We start from the raw sequence: 15,753 nt of genomic DNA on the forward strand, positions 1-15,753 counted from the left end.
GATGGCCTTGGCGTTCAAAAAAAACGATAGCTATTTTAGATTGTTCATGATCACCGAATTAGTCAGTATTAATCTTTCAAAATCGATTCAATATGAGCCAGCTCATCGCTAGAGAAGTCCAGCGTACTGAGTGCCGCAACGTTATCATCGATTTGCTCCACGCGGCTTGCGCCGATCAGCGCCGATGTTACACGGCCGCCGCGCAATACCCATGCGAGCGCCATCTGTGCAAGCGTCTGCCCGCGCTCCGCAGCATGAGCGTTAAGCAGCTTGATTTTTTCAAGCTTGCCTTCCGTAATTTGGTCGGATTGCAGAAACACGCTTGGTCCAGCCGCGCGGGAATCCTGCGGGATGCCGTTCAAATAACGGTTCGTCAGCAATCCGCCTGCCAGCGGCGAGAACACGATGGAGCCAATGCCTTCCGTATCGAGAACATCCTGCAAGCCATCTTCAATCCAGCGATTGAACATCGAGTAAGAAGGCTGATGAATGAGGCAAGGCGTGCCAAGACGCTGCAAAATAAGGGAAGCTTCTGCCGTCTGCTCCGCGCTGTAGTTGGACAAGCCAACATATAGCGCCTTGCCTTGGCGAACGATATGGTCAAGCGCAGCCATCGTTTCCTCAAGCGGCGTATTCGGATCTGGACGATGGTGATAAAAAATGTCTACGTATTCCAGCCCCATGCGCTTAAGGCTTTGATCGAGGCTGGCCACCAAATATTTGCGCGAGCCCCACTCGCCATAAGGGCCTTTCCACATATAATATCCGGCTTTCGTGGAAATAATAAGCTCATCGCGGTAGGCAGCCAAATCCTGCTTGAGCAGTTGGCCGAACGTCTCCTCCGCGGAGCCTGCAGGCGGTCCATAATTGTTAGCGAGGTCAAAATGGGTAATGCCCAAATCGAAAGCGCGGCGAACCATCGCCCGTCCATTTTCTAGACGATCCGTACCGCCAAAGTTGTGCCAGAGGCCCAGTGATACTGCTGGAAGCAGCAGTCCGCTGCGGCCAGTGCGATTGTATTTCATCCCGTCATAGCGGGAATTAGCAGGCAAATACGTCATCGATTAACATCCTCTCTACTATTTAAATTAAAAGTCGCGAAACTTCATTTTTTACTTCTGGTTTCATATAAAGCGCTTGCCTCCTACATTGTACACCGCTTGGACGTAAGGCGCAAAAAAAGCAGTTCCTGCTGAAATCCCTTTATTTTTATTTAAGATTAAGGTTTTTTAACCTAAGTTTTGTTATAGTAGGTTAGACAAGCGTAAACGGTTACGGTGATCTGGCCCAGACCACTGCAGCGTTCCGCGAAACCATTATAAAAAGCGTGTAAGATAATGAAGGGAGTTTGAAGAATGGATAACCAAGAATCGCAGCGTAAAGAAGAAGAATTAAAAAATGCTGCGGAGCAAGAAACCAACACACACGAGGACAATCAACATACGACTGAACCAACAACAGCTTCACCATATGCAGCAGGAGGGGCACCTTTGGGTGGATCAACTCCCCCGCCAGCTCGTAAAAGCGGCAATGCAGCATGGATTGCACTTTCAGCTGTTTTGGCTATTTTGCTTGTAATCGTCGCCATTAAACCCGTATTCGGCGGTGGAAACAATGCAGCCGTTGCAACGGTAAACAAAGTCGACATTACGAAAGAGGACCTTTACGAAGAAATGCTGAAATCAGGCGGCAAAACGACTCTCGACAATCTGATTACGCAGCAGTTGATTGCGCAAGAAGCGAAAGCTTCCAATGTTACGGTTACAGAAGCTGATATCGATGAAGAAATTACTACGCTCAAAGCAAGTTTCGGTACGGACGAGCAATTCAACGCCGCTCTGGCACAATACGGTGTAACGCTGGAGAGCCTGCGTAAAGATGCTGAGACGCAAGTTAAAATCCGCAAGCTGCTTGAGCCATCCATTACCATTACCGATGAGCAAATTAAAGAAGCTTATGAGCAAAACAAAGCTTCCTATGGCACAGGCGAAGAAATTAAAGCTTCGCATATTCTAGTAGCTACGCAAGAAGAAGCAGACGCTATTTTGAAAGAATTGAAAGATGGCGCAGACTTCGCAACGTTGGCGAAAGAAAAATCGACCGATACAGGCACGAAAGACAACGGCGGCGATCTTGGCTTCTTCGGCAAAGGCGTCATGGACCCTGCTTTCGAGGAAGCAGCCTTCGCACTGGAAGTTGATCAAATCAGCGACGTCGTTAAATCGAGCTTCGGTTTCCATATTATTAAGAAAACCGGCTTTAAAGCGGCAACTTCCCCGACTTTTGAAGAGAAGAAGGAAGAAATCCGCAAGCAGCTTTTGAATCAACAAATTCAAGAGAAATCAGCTACTTGGATTCAAGAGATTCGCGACAAAGCAACGATTACCAATACACTTGAAGAGAAAACAGCGGAAGAAACGGAGACAGACGCAAGCGCTAATCCGGATGCAGCTGTTTCCCCAGAAGCAAGCGCAGCACAATAAGACCAACGCGTTATGCATACAAAAAAAGATCGCTGTCCGCCAGGCTTTAGAGCCATTGGCGGCAGCGATCTTTTTTAGTTTACAGCCGTAATTGTACAGGCCCTAAGCTCAGATTCACAGGCAAAACCAATCCGCTTAGCCACTCGCTTAGCTTTGCAAAGCAGCCCCTTTGCTGACAGTCACTTCTTTGCCACTAGCCTTCAGCCGCTCTACCACTTTATTGAGTGCCAGCTGTGCCGTATGATCCCAAATGCGCGACTGGCTAAGGTCGATATGAATTTCGTCAGCTTTGCAGTCAAGCTCAATTAGTTCTTCAAGTCCAGAGGACGAAGCGAAAAACAACTGTCCATACACCCGATAAGTCCGCTTGCTGCCTTCCCATTCGCTATGAATGTGCAGCTTGCGCGACACTGACACAACGAACCACACGAAGCTGATCAGCACGCCAACCAGCACACCAGCAGCCAAATCATGCGTGAACAATACGGCAGCTACTGTCGCTACCATCACGACCGTTTCGGCAAGCGGCACACTGCGCGGCTTGAACACAGAGCGCCAGTCGAAGATGGCGACACAGACCATAATCATAATGCCGACCAGCGCCGCCATCGGCACCTGCGCCAGCACATCGCCGAACAGAACGGCGAGCAGCAAGAGGAACAAGGCGGAAACGAGCGTAGACAGCCTATGCTTCCCACCCATTTTCACATTAAGCACCGATTCCGCCACGAGCGCGCAGCCCGCCATACCGCCGAAAAATCCCGCGACGACATTCGCAACACCTTGTCCGCGCATTTCCTTATTTTTGTCCGTACGCTCCCCGGTCATTTCATCGAGTAAATTATGCGTCAGCATCGTCTCCGTATATCCAACGACTGCCAGCGACAAGGAATAAGGAAAAATGATCGCTAACGTCTCCCAGCTAAGCGGAATATTCGGCAGCAGAAACGATGGTAGCGATGCGTCGATCGCACCGACTCGGGTAACACCTTCCATGCCGAACACCCACACGGCGAAGGTTAGAACTACAACGGCCACCAGCGGCGAAGGAATCGCCTTGAAATAACGCGGGAGAAAATAAATAATCGCCAGCGTCGCTGCCACTAACGCATACATCATCCACGACTCGCCCTGAAAATACCGCAGCTGCGAAATGAGGATGAGGATAGCCAGCGCATTAATAAACCCAGTCAGCACGCCCTGCGGCACGTACCTCATTAGCTTGCCAAGCTTGAATACACCCATTAAATATTGCAAAATACCCGTCAAAATCGTTGCTGCAAACAAATATTCAATGCCATGCTCTTTCACGAGCGTAAGCATCAGCACCGCCATCGAGCCCGCCGCTGCCGAAATCATGCCCGGACGGCCGCCTAGAAACGTCGTGACGAGCAAAATGCAGATTGAAGCATAAATGCCGACAACGGGCGGCACTCCCGCCATAAACGAAAAAGCCAGCGAATCCGGCACCAGTGCGAGCGTAGCCGTCATGCCCGCTAGCACATTCACCCGCACATCCGTCATCCACTGCCGTTTCCAAGATAAACCACTCATGCAATTTTCACCTCTATTTGAAACAAGCGTAAACGGCTGTCGCCGTCCTCTGGCGGCAAAGCTGCCGTTTCGAGGGTGACATATAAACCGATTATAAGTGTGAAACTTATAAATTCTTATATTTTAAAAATAAGCCGGCTCACCCAGCCGGCTGCTACTTCTGTTCATCATAACCTGTACCCGTTATACGGTCAATAAACCTTTAATATCCTTCGCCCTTGCCGCCATTCGCAATGGCGACGCTTGCGCTTGCCCCAATGCGAGTGGCACCAGCAGCGAGCATTTTCAGCGCGGTTTCCAAATCGCGAACGCCTCCGGAAGCTTTGACGCCCATGTCCGGGCCTACCGTACGGCGCATTAGCGCGATATCTTCCTCTGTGGCGCCGCCTTTGCCGAAGCCCGTCGACGTTTTGACGAAATCTGCGCCTGCCTCCTTGCAAATTTCACAAGCCCGCACCTTTTCCGCATCCGTCAGCAGGCCTGTTTCCAAAATAACCTTCACGGTCGCCTTGCCCTTGCAAGCAGCTACAACCGCTTCAACATCGCGCTTCACACCTGCTTCGTCGCCTGATTTCAGCAGCCCAATGTTCAGCACCATGTCCACTTCAGTGGCGCCGCAGGTAATCGCGTCTTCCGCTTCCGCTGCCTTCGCCTTTGAAGTCGTTGCGCCAAGCGGGAAGCCCGCTACCGTCGTAATGCCTACGCCAGAGCCAGCCAGCGAAGCAGCTGCAAGCGCGACCCAGCCTGCATTCACGCAAACGGTGGCAAAATGATACGTTTTCGCTTCGGCGCAAAGCTGCATGATTTCCGCTTTTGTCGCGTCGGCCTTTAGCATCGTGTGATCAATAACTCCAGCTACATTCGCTGCATTCGTACTGCTCATTAACAAATCCCTCCACCTATCGTCTCTCTAGCCCGCCTTGTTCACGCCTCCGGCTTGTAATCCAGCAAATGCTTCGCCGTAATATGATCGGTAATCAACGTATTCGCATATTGACCAGCAAGCGCACCATACACCGCTTCGACTTTGCTTGGGCCGCCAGCTACCAGCACGGACCATTCCTTGCGTTTCAGCTCGCCCAAATCAATGCCAATCGTGCGCAGGTCCAGCTCTTCGCTGACCAACTGCCCGTTGATATCTATGAATCTTGAGCAAATATCCCCTACGCCGCGCGAGAAAATAATGCCCAAATCCTCATCGGAAAAATAATTCGCCCGCATCAGCACCGAATCCTCGGTTGGCGCTCCTACGGTCACAACTGCGATATTCGCTTTTTTGCCCATATCAAGAATTTTGCGTATATGACGATCCGCTTCAATCGCATGCTTCACAACCGCATGGTCAACAATAGCTGGAAGCGGAATCAAATAGGGCGACGTTTGATAAGCTTTAGCGAACAGCTGCGCGATCTCGTGGGCATACGTATCGGTCTCCGAATGGCTGACCCCGCCGTTGAGCTGCACGACCTTGACCTTCTTCGCATGCTTGTTCGGCAGACGGGTCGCTACCTCATACAACGTCGTGCCCCAGGTTACAGCTATCGTATCGCCATCCTGCACGGTTTCATTTAGAAACGCAGCGGCAGCTTCTCCAATCACCCGCTTGGCCATCGCATCCTCATATTTAGGCACCGTGGCTACAATAGCGCGTTTCAAGCCGAAGCGCTCCTGCAATTGCCGCTCGCGCTCAGCGTTATCGGCAGCCGGGTCCATAATTTTGATCTGTACGATACCGTCAACCTTCGCCTGCTGCAAAAAACGCGAAACGGTTGGACGTGATACGCCAAGCTTCTTGGCAATTTCCTGCTGATTGTAGTCAAGCTCATAATACATGCGCGCTGCTTCAATCATTTTCATCTTTTTGTCGCTGAGTTCCTCCATCAGGCATCTCCTTTGGTGAGTCGCTCTTCCACATTTATCTATCTTGAGAATATGTTCAAAGAAAAGTAAGCAATATTTCAGTTTCATTATATAAGGAAAAAAGCAAAACAACAACTACAGCTTTTGGACAGGATTTTCATGTATTATGTGGAATACCTATAAGGCGCGACCATAAACGACATTCTGATGGGAGGTATCACCTGCTATGTTGAACAAGTTTAAGTGGTTCACATCTATTCTTTTGACCGCAGCCCTGCTTATAGGCGCTGCAAGCGTCTCGGCGGCTGCATCCACCCCAGAGAAGGCCGGCAAGCATATTACGCTGCTGCATACGAATGATATGCATGCTAGGGCGGTCGAATCCGAAAGCAACGGTGAACTCGGCTTTGCACGGCTTGCAGGCATCATCGACAGCTACAGGGCCAGCAATCCGAATACGCTCTTGCTTGATGGCGGCGATGCCATTCACGGCACCACCTTCGCCACACTCGTAGAAGGCGAAAGCGTCGTACGCGTCATGAACGCAATGGGCTACGATGCAGCAGTTCCCGGAAATCATGAATTTAATTATGGCTACAACCGCCTCGTCGAGCTGGAACCCCAAATGGAATATCCGCTTCTGAGCGCCAACATTAGAGTCAAGGAAGACGATTCACCGCTGTTTCATCCTTACGTCATTAAAGAGGTAGATGGTGTGAAAATCGGCATTTTCGGCCTGACTACACCGGAAACCGCCTACAAGACGCATCCGAAAAATGTCGATGGCCTAGTGTTCACGGACCCAGCCGAGGAGGCGAAAGCTATCGTCGCCGAGCTGAAGGACCAGGTTGACGTCATCGTTGCGCTGGGCCACATTGGGCAGGATGCATCCAGTGCCGATACAAGCTTGAACATTGCCAAGGACGTGGCTGGCATTGATGTTTTTATAGATGGACACAGCCATACGATGCTGCAAAAAGGGCTGGAAGCAGGCCATGGCACGCTTATTGCAAGCGCCGGCGAATATACCAAATACCTTGGCGTCGTCGATCTATGGATCGATCAAGGCAAAGTAATCAGCAAGGAAGCAAAGCTGATTGATTACAAAGCCGCTGCAGCGATTGGCCCTGACAAGAAAATCGCCGAGCTGGTCGATTCTATCGTTGCTGAGCAGCAGGAAGTTCTCTCAAGCGAGGTTGGCGAAACCGCTGTGAAGCTTGATGGCGAGCGCGAGCAGGTTCGCGCGGGGGAAACGAATCTGGGCAATTTGATTGCCGACAGCCTGCGCTCTGTCACGAAGGCCGATATCGCCATAACGAATGGCGGCGGTATCCGCGCTTCTATAGATGAAGGAACCATTACGCTGGGCGAAATCATTACGGTGCTGCCTTTCGGCAATCAAATCGTGACGCTTAACGTTACAGGCGCAGATATTAAAGCCGCTTTGGAAAATGGCGTTTCGGATTATCCGAATCCGAAGGGCGCTTTTCCACAAGTATCCGGCATCGCCTTCAAAATCGATACCGCCAAGGCAAAAGGCTCGCGCGTCCATTCCGTTACCGTAGGCGGCGCTCCTCTGGATGCGAAAAAACAATACACGCTCGCGACGAATGATTTTATAGCCGCAGGCGGCGATGAATATACGATGTTCGCCAGCTATCCGCAGGCCGGCATGTTTGGTGCGCTGGACGAAGCGCTCACGAGCTATTTGAGGGGGCTTGGGACAGCGGCAAGCCCCGCTGTTGAGGGACGCATTACGGCGGGCGCCACGCCTAGTGCCGCTTCGCCTGCTCCATCTACTGGGACGAAGCCCAAGCCGGAAGTTGCTCAGCCCGGGCCGTCGTCTCCGGCGCCAGGTACCATTAAGGAGGAGCCTGCGAAAGCTGCCAACTATACGGTGAAAAAAGGCGATACGCTCTGGTCGATTGCGAAGCGCTATAACACGACGTGGCAAGCTATTCGTGACGTGAACCAAATTAAAAATCCCGACCGCATCTACATCGGACAGCAGCTCAAAATTCCGGTATAGCAGCCATCGTGCATATGCACTAGTTTCAGTGAATTCTCAGAAATGCAGGCAGCACTATTGACAAAACGCTATTTACTTGAGCCTTTTTCACAAGTAAAAGAATCCTCATAAAAGAAATAAGCTCACTTTGAAGAACGATCAATTGCATAGATCAAAAATTACGCAAGATTTTAAAAAATAGCGGCGCAGAAAATTTTCTGCACCGCTATTTTTCGATGATGATCTATTGTCGCTTGCTTAAGCAGGTTCAGAACAAACGATAACCACCCAACCTCTAGGCATATCTTTAGCAGAACATGAATCAGGAAATACTCGAGGATACAGTTCTCCTAAGCCTACGTAAAATTAAAACAACCAAGAAAGTCCAGTTAATTAGGTTTGATTTCCCAATCATTCTACATCTAAGATTACTTCATTTAATATTGTGAAAATAATATTGAAATTCGAGTATCTACCTAGTGAATTTCCATCTTTTTGTATGAACTCCCATGTTTCTTTCATGGATCCTTCTACAACAAAATCATTATTGTTAAAAAATTCATAAAAATCATTTGGTTTATCTTTAAATCTTTTGCTGAATTCTCTGGCTTTTGAGTCCTTATATTCTTCCGCTAAATTTCTCTCATGATGAAGCACATGATCCAAATTACAAGAAAAATACAATAAAAAATATGGGATGTCCATTACTTTTGCTGTGGTGTACATTGTTTTCAAACTGTGTGCTTTTTCCTTATTTCTTTTTTGTATTTGAACAGCTTTATATGAATCAGACACACAGATAGAATCTCCAAAATATAATGCTTTCTCACCAACATTATTATCTATTTTAACATACTTATTGTCGATGAAAGTGCCATCTGTATCTGTAACTTGAATTACCGCTAGTATATCCTTCTTAGAAAATTTTCTTTCATTCATAACTTTGCGAATCTCATCACCAACAATAGCTTTAGCTTGTTTATTCGAATACTTAGTGAAAACATCTCCGTTAGAAAAGTGAATGTGTACGTCAAAAACTCTTTTTACATATTGAGTGATAGTCGATAGAGCACGTTCATCAGAAACTCCTTCGACTATCATAATCACAACTTTTTTCTTAGCCATGAGGAGATTCGCCTGCTTCCTCAAATGCATCCATTATATAATATCTGTCAGTAACCTCATAAACAGTTTCATCGTCAGTCCCAAGTTGTATGGCTCTAAAATAAACGTCTCTAATATTATTTGTCTCTTTAATTCCCTTTAAATTTATATAGCGATTCCTCGAGTTTGTAGAAGTAAACACAAGATTTTCTTTATTCAAAACTTCCAGTAATCGCAGGTTATGAGAAGTGAATAATAGTTGCCCTTTCCCACAATCATTTAATATTTTAACGATTTCACCCAAAAGGTATTCAAATATCCCCGCATCAAGTTCATCAATAATAATGCATGCATTAGGATCGTTATACATTACAATTAGTGAGCTCAAAATAGAAATTAATTTTTTAATTCCATCTGATTCAGAGGATATTGGCAATACTTTTCCTTCTCTAATAGCTACTAGTTGAGCACTCATGCCAATGCTTCCGTCTTTGAGTGTTTCCTTGCCTAATGATCTATATTCTACCGTTAAACCGGGAATTATTTCTTTTAATACCTTGCTTATTGAGTTAAACATACTGCTTATCATTTCAAAACGTTCAAATGTCAATTTAGCTGGTTCATTATTAGGCAACACGATTACACCATAGCCAACTTCTGCTTTATCAAAATCCTTTTTTTTGGCCTGCACTGGTATTAATATATTCGCAAGAGTTAAACTTGATTGTTGATTATCCACAACAAACAGATTATTCGCAAAAATGTCTTTAATGATATGTAATAACTCATATACTTCTTTATCAAGTATGCCTTTCGTAAGAGCTACCCCCTCCTTTCTGAAAAAGAAAGAGGTACTCTCTTTAAAAGACAGTTGCGAATTAACTTTATAGGAAACATAAAGATCATTCTTATTCAGTTTGATTTTATTGTAAAGTGCAGTTGGCCCAATTGAATGATCATCATCATTAATTCTGAAATATTGTATAGCTATTTTTGGTCTTGATCCCTTTTTTATTTCTTTATATTTAATTTCTTCTTTTGAAACCATTACAGACATTTCATTTTGACTTCTATCCAGATTGGTGTTTTCGAGCTCTTCTACAATTAGTTTTGTAATGTCGACAGTGTATGATAGTTCAAATCGTTTTTTGTCTGATTCAATCAAAAAAGAAAAAGTTAAACTTGCAGTCTCACTATCCTGATAAATGAGCTGTGCTATTTTATTTTCTAACTTTTTACCGTTTAGTAATGTATGCAGTATTTGAAATGCATCAACAGCAGTTGTTTTACCCGAACCATTTTGACCATATATCCCTAATACATCTGCTGAATCAAACGACTGAGTTTTGGAACAAGGAAACGCGATTTTACCTGATACAACATTTTTTAAATTTTGTATTTCAATTTCGGATATTCTTACTTTCTTATTCATCAAAATGACTCCTTTCAATTTCAAAAATTTATGCCTTATAAACTTCCTCCTTAAAATTAATTATTGACCGTTATAGATTATTATATTCCAATTTTGAAGATAACGATATAGATTTAAGATTAGGAAAGCAATATACCCCGAAGAATTTTATGGGGCAATTCCTTCTAAATTAACCATTTGCAATGCCTGTTATGCTATATTCTTAACCTGTTACCCCTTTTGCGGCGCAACCTGCGTTCAAAGCCTACGTAAAGCACAATGTAGAGGACGAAAAATCCGCCGGACAGCAAATACATCGTCGAATAATTGGTCACAGCGGCTACGGCTCCCAGCAAAATAGAACCGCTTCCGATGCCGATGTCAAAAGCATTGTAATAGGTCGCCGTCGCTACGCCTCTGCGCTCTGGCTCTACTAGATCGATAACCCAGGCCTGAAGCGCTGGGAACAGGGCGCCAAAGCCAAAGCCATAAAACAGGCCCGACAGCAGCAGCATCGCTGTAGAATGCGTAAAATAAAGCATGACGCTAGCAATAATGCATAGAATAGCAGCAGGAAGCAGCACCCACATGCGCCCTTTGCGGTCAAACAACGGACCGCTAATAAAGCGGATCAGAAACTCGCTGATGGCAACGACAAGGAAGAAAATTCCGACACTGCCCAGGCCCTGCTCCTTCCCAAACAAAGCGATAAAGCTGAGCACCGTGCCGAAGGGAATGCCAATAAGCAGGCCAAGCAGCGAAGGCATAAACGCCTTGCGCTCCACGACGCTGTCTATCCAATTTCCCGTTTCTACCACAGGAGCTGCAGTTTGAGGTTTCTTCTCCACATACGGAAAGCGGACAAAGCAGGTACTGATCAAGCTAAGCAGCATGACAATCGCTCCAATGAAAAACAGCGCCTTAAAGCCATATTCCGTCATGATCCATATGCCAAAAAAGGGACCTAGTGCGAATGAGATGGAATTCCCTGTCGCAAAAAAGCCCATGCCTTCTCCTCTTCGGGAGGCTGGCACTAAATCGGATGCCGCTGTGCCGAACAGCGTCGTTGCAATACCGAAGCCGACGCCATGCACGACGCGCAGCACCAGCAGCACAGCAAGTGTCGCAGCTAGATAATATCCAGTGAGCGCTACAAGACTTATGGCTACTCCGAGAAGCAGCAGCTTCTTTTGGCCCAACCGTTTAATGCCAAAGCCTGTTCCAAGCCGGGAAATGACGGCCGTAAACGTAAATAAGCCCATAATCAGGCCAATTTGCGTTTGGCTGCCTCCCTGCTCCGCAGCAAACACAGGAAGTGTTGGCAGCAGCATCTCAAGCGCCATAAACAGCAGCAGGTTAGAGCCCATTAATAAAATGAAATTTTTCGACCATAGCGCCTCGCGCATTTCTCCCGCTCCTTTATGATGACTGTCTAAGTATGAGACGTTCCGTTCCACTTACGATTGGTTCATCATATAGCAGTTTTCCTGCCCTGTCTATGAAACAAATGATAAGCAATGAACGGCCTCGATGTGATTATTTTAGCGGCATTTCAAGCCTATTCGCGATATTTTCTATATAGAAGCTGCTTCTGCCCAGCTCCGAGAGGCGTATTTGCAAGTACATAACTTTCCGCTCTTATCGGTTAAACGGACCATCGGACCCCATTTTCTAGGTCTGGCGATTCCCTTAGGCAGTCTCACTTATACAGGCATAAAGCTGCAATGGATCGTATTTCCTTATTACTATATTGCAATAGGAGCGGCATGTGCGGTGTTGATAGCAGCGATGCATGCGATGCTTGAGTTTTTTCTGACTCGATGCAGGACATCTAGGATGTGTATGCAAACCGGAGTCGGTCTGCTGCTCCTTTCTTAATGTTTATTCGAGGGCAATCTCATTTTCCGATTCAAGGCTGGGGACCCGCAGCCTGTGATTGTTGCTGGGGCCACGCAGCGTGGGACGCTCACACCATTTTGTGAGGACTGAGGTTCCGCTATTCTGGCTTTTGATCCGGTTTCTGGCCGTAAGCGGACAGGAAAGCCGTTATCGCCCGCATGATCCCGTCAAAATGGCCATTTGCAGCATATTAGCGGCTCCTGTGTCCGCAGCCCGTGCCATAACCCGTAATTCTGTTGAAATAGCTGCTGCTGTGTCCGCCAAGACTAGCTTTGTGCAGGATGTAAACCCTTGAAACGAAGAGGATAAAGCTGCCTTTCAGTACGTAGGTTCACATTCATAAGGGGTGACATTTCCGGTAGGAGAGGGAATACGTTCGAAGCGGGCTCGCTTACCTTTGCATACACACCCTAGCTTAAACAACCTATAATAAAAAATCCGCCTTAAGCAGGCGGATTTTTTATTATAGGTCGTTTGAATGTTTGGATTAACGTTTAATTAATTGGAAATCATCATAATGGAAGCCCGGAGAAACAATACAGGAGAACAGCGATGGCTCATCGCCAATCGGCTGCGACATTTGCCACTCGCCTGCCGGCACTACCGCTTGCGGCTGTTGGCCGTTAAGCACATCGCCACCCACAATTATTTCCTTTCTGAGCGTTGGGTCGTCGGCAGTGCCGCCCAGGGAAAGCGTAATTGGGCCGCCCGAATGCCAAATCCACAGCTCATCAGATAGTACTTTATGCCAATCCGACATCTCATGCGGGTGCAATAAAAAATAAATGGAGGACGCTGCGGCACGTGGTCCGGAATAAGCTTCACCAAGCAGCTCCTGCGGAATTTGGAAGGAAGCCTTCCACAATTCTTTATACCAACCGCCCTCTACATGCGGTTTTAAGCCCAATGCTTCAACTAACGGCGAAATCGCCTTATTCGCTTCACTCATCATTCGATCTCCTTCCAGCTGGAAAAAATGCTTATTTCATTTAATTCCCCCAGTGTATCCTTCACTTGGGACAACGTCAATACCTTTCGCGGCAGCCTTGTGACATTCGGCCTACAATCATTTATAATAGAAATAAGAGATAGGGGGTGAATAGATGAACAACAACGTTTTGCAGCAGTTGGCAAGGCAAAGCCGGTTAGTGAAAGGCCTGATCATATTAGCATTGCTGTGTACAGCCGTACTATTTGCCTACCAGGCGGAGGACTTGCCCGAGCTGAAATCCCCCTCCGATCAACTGACGATTGCAGCAGGCGACCATCATGGTGTGGCGATCCGATATCATTCCGGTATTTTGAAGCAGCTTTCCCAGATGACGCTTATAGGCATCACCATCGTTTTAGGCTTGCTCGCATGCCGAAAGCAGCGGCTGATTCCACTATCCATTCGCCGTGCCTTTATACCTCAGCAAATAAAGGATTTATTTTTGATGCCTGTTAAATTCACCGGAAGCTTTATATAGTCGATTGCCAGCATTATACGTATCCGTCCTATCACGATAATCACACAAACTCACGGTATAGGAGCTGGCGAATATGAATATTAGAGAATCGGATTTACCAGGCATTGGACGTAAGTATCAAATGGAGACGAGAGGCGGCGACAAGCTCGTTGTCGTCATCCATGATGACGGAAGAAGAGAAATGTACCATTTTGAATATGATGATCCAGATGACAGCATTTCCATGGTTTCCATGGACGACGAGGAGGCCCGTCAGGTTGCTGCCATTATTGGAGGAATGACCTATACGCCGAAGGCGCTCGAGACGATTGAAGTCGCGCTCGACGATTTGACCATTGAGTGGTATAAGGTCGAAGCCGGAGCAAGCTGCGTAGGCAAAACGATCGGGGGGTCGGATATCCGCAAGCGGACGGGGACGACGATTATCGCCGCGATCGACAAGGATGGCAAGCATATTAATCCGGGTCCGGATTATATTTTCAAAGCTGATTCTACACTGATAGTTGCAGGTGAACGCCCGCATCTTAAGACGCTTAAGCAGTTGCTCGTGAATGGGAGCCGTTAATTATGGATCATCTGGTGCTGGAGATTGGTCTCGCCGTCACTTTGATTGCCCTAGTCGGCTTAATAGCAAATAAAGTAAAATTTTCAGTCATTCCGTTTTATATTTTGATCGGGATGGCTGTGGGGCCGCATGCTCCAAAATTCGGCGTTTTCGATTTCCGCTTTATCGAAAGCGCCCCCTTCATTGAATTTCTCGGCCGATTAGGCGTGTTGTTTCTGCTCTTTTATCTCGGTCTGGAATTTTCGGTCGGACGCCTGATGAAATCGGGAAAAAACATCGCCGTCGGCGGTACGATTTATATTATTATCAATTTTACGCTCGGACTTGTTTATGGCTTCTCCCTAGGCTTCCCGCTTGAGGAAACGCTCATTATGGCCGGTATTACAACGATTTCTTCCAGTGCCATCGTTGCGAAGGTGCTCGTGGACTTGAAGCGAACCGCGAATCGTGAAACCGAGATGATTCTCGGCATTATTATGTTCGAGGATGTTTTCCTCGCTGTGTATATTTCCATCCTCTCCGGGCTTGTACTCAGCGGCTCCAGCTCGCTTGGTGGTGTACTCCTCTCCGCATCCTATGCGCTTGGATTTATGCTCCTTGTACTCGTAGTTGGTCGCAAAGCTGTTCCTCTGTTGAACAAAATATTAAACATCCGTTCGAACGAATTGTTTCTTCTGCTGATCTTCGGCGCCTTATTCCTCGTCGCAGGCTTTTCCGAAACGATTCATGTCGCTGAGGCGATCGGCGCCCTTCTAGTTGGACTGGTGCTTGCTGAAACCGCTCATATGAAACGGATCGAGCATCTGATTTTACCCTTCCGTGATTTCTTCGGCGCGATTTTCTTCTTCAGCTTTGGTCTGACGATTGATCCGACGGCGCTCGGAGGCGCAGTATGGCTATCGCTAGGTGCTGTTGCCATTACACTGTTCGGGAACGTACTTGCAGGCATGCTTGCGGGCAAAAGTGCAGGGCTTTCGCCTAAAGCATCCGCAAATATCGGACTGACAATCGTCTCGCGTGGCGAGTTTTCGATTATTATGGCGAATCTCGGCAAAGCCGGAGGATTAATGGAATTGCTTCAGCCATTTGCTGCCTTGTATGTACTGCTGCTTGCGATTTTGGGACCATTGCTCACCAAGGAATCCAAGCTCATTTACACCGGCATGAACAAGGTATTCCGCTTTGATCGCAAGAAGGCTAAAGAAAAAGAACCACTCAAAGAGCCGGACGTGTCCAATTAAACGACTTTTCTGCCTATGCAGCCTAAAAATTTAACAAGCCTGCCCCGACCGACGAAGTGTTATTTTCGCAGGTCAAGGCAGGCTTGATTTTTTGCTTCCTCGCTACACTGAATGCCCAATGTCTGTTACATAGAGAAATGGTGCATACTGCCCAGTAAG

Annotated in this window: 13 protein-coding genes; 5 read left to right on the forward strand and 8 right to left on the reverse strand. The window is 47.1% G+C overall.

All coding sequences use genetic code 11. From position 1 onward, the window contains the following. Positions 1-68 precede the first annotated feature (68 nt). The gene (mgrA, locus tag WH37_RS05280) at positions 69-1,061 is read right to left on the reverse strand and encodes an L-glyceraldehyde 3-phosphate reductase (RefSeq protein WP_046229521.1); all 993 of its coding nucleotides are present in this window, start codon (positions 1,059-1,061) and stop codon (positions 69-71) included. Between the two features lie 294 nt (positions 1,062-1,355). Here mgrA and WH37_RS05285 point away from each other — a divergent pair, with 294 nt between their 5' ends. After that, on the forward strand, positions 1,356-2,483 hold the full coding sequence (locus WH37_RS05285) for a peptidylprolyl isomerase (protein WP_046229522.1): 1,128 nt from the start codon (positions 1,356-1,358) through the stop codon (positions 2,481-2,483). A 147-nt stretch (positions 2,484-2,630) separates the two neighbouring features. Here the strand turns inward: WH37_RS05285 and WH37_RS05290 are convergent, their stop codons facing one another. The 3 genes from WH37_RS05290 to WH37_RS05300 all read right to left on the reverse strand — a co-directional run bounded on the left by WH37_RS05290 (position 2,631) and on the right by WH37_RS05300 (position 5,918). Then, positions 2,631-4,037 carry a SulP family inorganic anion transporter gene (locus WH37_RS05290; RefSeq protein WP_046229523.1) on the reverse strand — a complete coding sequence of 469 codons (1,407 nt, stop codon included), beginning with the start codon at positions 4,035-4,037 and terminating at the stop codon, positions 2,631-2,633. A 202-nt stretch (positions 4,038-4,239) separates the two neighbouring features. Then, the gene (deoC, locus tag WH37_RS05295) at positions 4,240-4,920 is read right to left on the reverse strand and encodes a deoxyribose-phosphate aldolase (RefSeq protein ID WP_046229524.1); all 681 of its coding nucleotides are present in this window, start codon (positions 4,918-4,920) and stop codon (positions 4,240-4,242) included. A gap of 41 nt (positions 4,921-4,961) precedes the next feature. Then, the gene (locus WH37_RS05300) at positions 4,962-5,918 is read right to left on the reverse strand and encodes a sugar-binding transcriptional regulator (protein WP_046229525.1); all 957 of its coding nucleotides are present in this window, start codon (positions 5,916-5,918) and stop codon (positions 4,962-4,964) included. A 208-nt stretch (positions 5,919-6,126) separates the two neighbouring features. Here WH37_RS05300 and WH37_RS05305 point away from each other — a divergent pair, with 208 nt between their 5' ends. Beyond that, positions 6,127-7,926: a 5'-nucleotidase C-terminal domain-containing protein gene (locus tag WH37_RS05305; protein WP_046229550.1), complete on the forward strand. Its 1,800-nt coding sequence runs from the start codon at positions 6,127-6,129 to the stop codon at positions 7,924-7,926. 390 nt (positions 7,927-8,316) lie between these two features. On the opposite strand, the gene WH37_RS05310 is transcribed toward WH37_RS05305, so the two are convergent. The 4 genes from WH37_RS05310 to WH37_RS05325 all read right to left on the reverse strand — a co-directional run bounded on the left by WH37_RS05310 (position 8,317) and on the right by WH37_RS05325 (position 13,268). Continuing rightward, entirely contained in the window at positions 8,317-9,030 is a 714-nt protein-coding gene (locus WH37_RS05310; protein ID WP_046229526.1) for an alpha-amylase family protein, read from the reverse strand. Further along, positions 9,023-10,441, reverse strand: a complete 1,419-nt coding sequence (locus WH37_RS05315; RefSeq protein ID WP_046229527.1) for an AAA family ATPase — start codon at positions 10,439-10,441, stop codon at positions 9,023-9,025. Before WH37_RS05315 ends, WH37_RS05310 begins: the two co-directional genes overlap by 8 nt. Before the next feature lie 194 nt (positions 10,442-10,635). Further along, positions 10,636-11,826, reverse strand: a complete 1,191-nt coding sequence (locus tag WH37_RS05320; RefSeq protein ID WP_046229528.1) for an MFS transporter — start codon at positions 11,824-11,826, stop codon at positions 10,636-10,638. A 980-nt stretch (positions 11,827-12,806) separates the two neighbouring features. Beyond that, on the reverse strand, positions 12,807-13,268 hold the full coding sequence (locus tag WH37_RS05325; protein WP_046229529.1) for a cupin domain-containing protein: 462 nt from the start codon (positions 13,266-13,268) through the stop codon (positions 12,807-12,809). A gap of 154 nt (positions 13,269-13,422) precedes the next feature. On the opposite strand from WH37_RS05325, the gene WH37_RS05330 reads away from it, so the two are divergent. The 3 genes from WH37_RS05330 to WH37_RS05340 all read left to right on the forward strand — a co-directional run bounded on the left by WH37_RS05330 (position 13,423) and on the right by WH37_RS05340 (position 15,594). Then, positions 13,423-13,788 carry a hypothetical protein gene (locus WH37_RS05330; protein ID WP_046229530.1) on the forward strand — a complete coding sequence of 122 codons (366 nt, stop codon included), beginning with the start codon at positions 13,423-13,425 and terminating at the stop codon, positions 13,786-13,788. A gap of 73 nt (positions 13,789-13,861) precedes the next feature. Continuing rightward, positions 13,862-14,353: a cation:proton antiporter regulatory subunit gene (locus WH37_RS05335; protein ID WP_046229531.1), complete on the forward strand. Its 492-nt coding sequence runs from the start codon at positions 13,862-13,864 to the stop codon at positions 14,351-14,353. A 2-nt stretch (positions 14,354-14,355) separates the two neighbouring features. After that, positions 14,356-15,594, forward strand: coding sequence for a cation:proton antiporter (locus tag WH37_RS05340; RefSeq protein WP_046229532.1), 1,239 nt, complete (start codon positions 14,356-14,358; stop codon positions 15,592-15,594). Positions 15,595-15,753 lie beyond the last annotated feature (159 nt).

It is taken from the genome of Paenibacillus algorifonticola (assembly GCF_000971975.1).
In the GTDB taxonomy this organism is placed as follows: domain Bacteria; phylum Bacillota; class Bacilli; order Paenibacillales; family Paenibacillaceae; genus Pristimantibacillus; species Pristimantibacillus algorifonticola.

Bases quoted from the DNA above. Each gene is read 5' to 3' on its own strand.
- WH37_RS05285 (WP_046229522.1), top strand. From the start codon at position 1,356: ATGGATAACCAAGAATCGCAGCGTAAAGAAGAAGAATTAAAAAATGCT.
- mgrA (WP_046229521.1), bottom strand. From the start codon at position 1,061: ATGACGTATTTGCCTGCTAATTCCCGCTATGACGGGATGAAATACAAT.
- WH37_RS05340 (WP_046229532.1), top strand. From the start codon at position 14,356: ATGGATCATCTGGTGCTGGAGATTGGTCTCGCCGTCACTTTGATTGCC.
- WH37_RS05310 (WP_046229526.1), bottom strand. From the start codon at position 9,030: ATGGCTAAGAAAAAAGTTGTGATTATGATAGTCGAAGGAGTTTCTGAT.
- WH37_RS05335 (WP_046229531.1), top strand. From the start codon at position 13,862: ATGAATATTAGAGAATCGGATTTACCAGGCATTGGACGTAAGTATCAA.
- WH37_RS05330 (WP_046229530.1), top strand. From the start codon at position 13,423: ATGAACAACAACGTTTTGCAGCAGTTGGCAAGGCAAAGCCGGTTAGTG.
- deoC (WP_046229524.1), bottom strand. From the start codon at position 4,920: ATGAGCAGTACGAATGCAGCGAATGTAGCTGGAGTTATTGATCACACG.
- WH37_RS05325 (WP_046229529.1), bottom strand. From the start codon at position 13,268: ATGAGTGAAGCGAATAAGGCGATTTCGCCGTTAGTTGAAGCATTGGGC.
- WH37_RS05315 (WP_046229527.1), bottom strand. From the start codon at position 10,441: ATGAATAAGAAAGTAAGAATATCCGAAATTGAAATACAAAATTTAAAA.
- WH37_RS05290 (WP_046229523.1), bottom strand. From the start codon at position 4,037: ATGAGTGGTTTATCTTGGAAACGGCAGTGGATGACGGATGTGCGGGTG.
- WH37_RS05320 (WP_046229528.1), bottom strand. From the start codon at position 11,826: ATGCGCGAGGCGCTATGGTCGAAAAATTTCATTTTATTAATGGGCTCT.
- WH37_RS05300 (WP_046229525.1), bottom strand. From the start codon at position 5,918: ATGGAGGAACTCAGCGACAAAAAGATGAAAATGATTGAAGCAGCGCGC.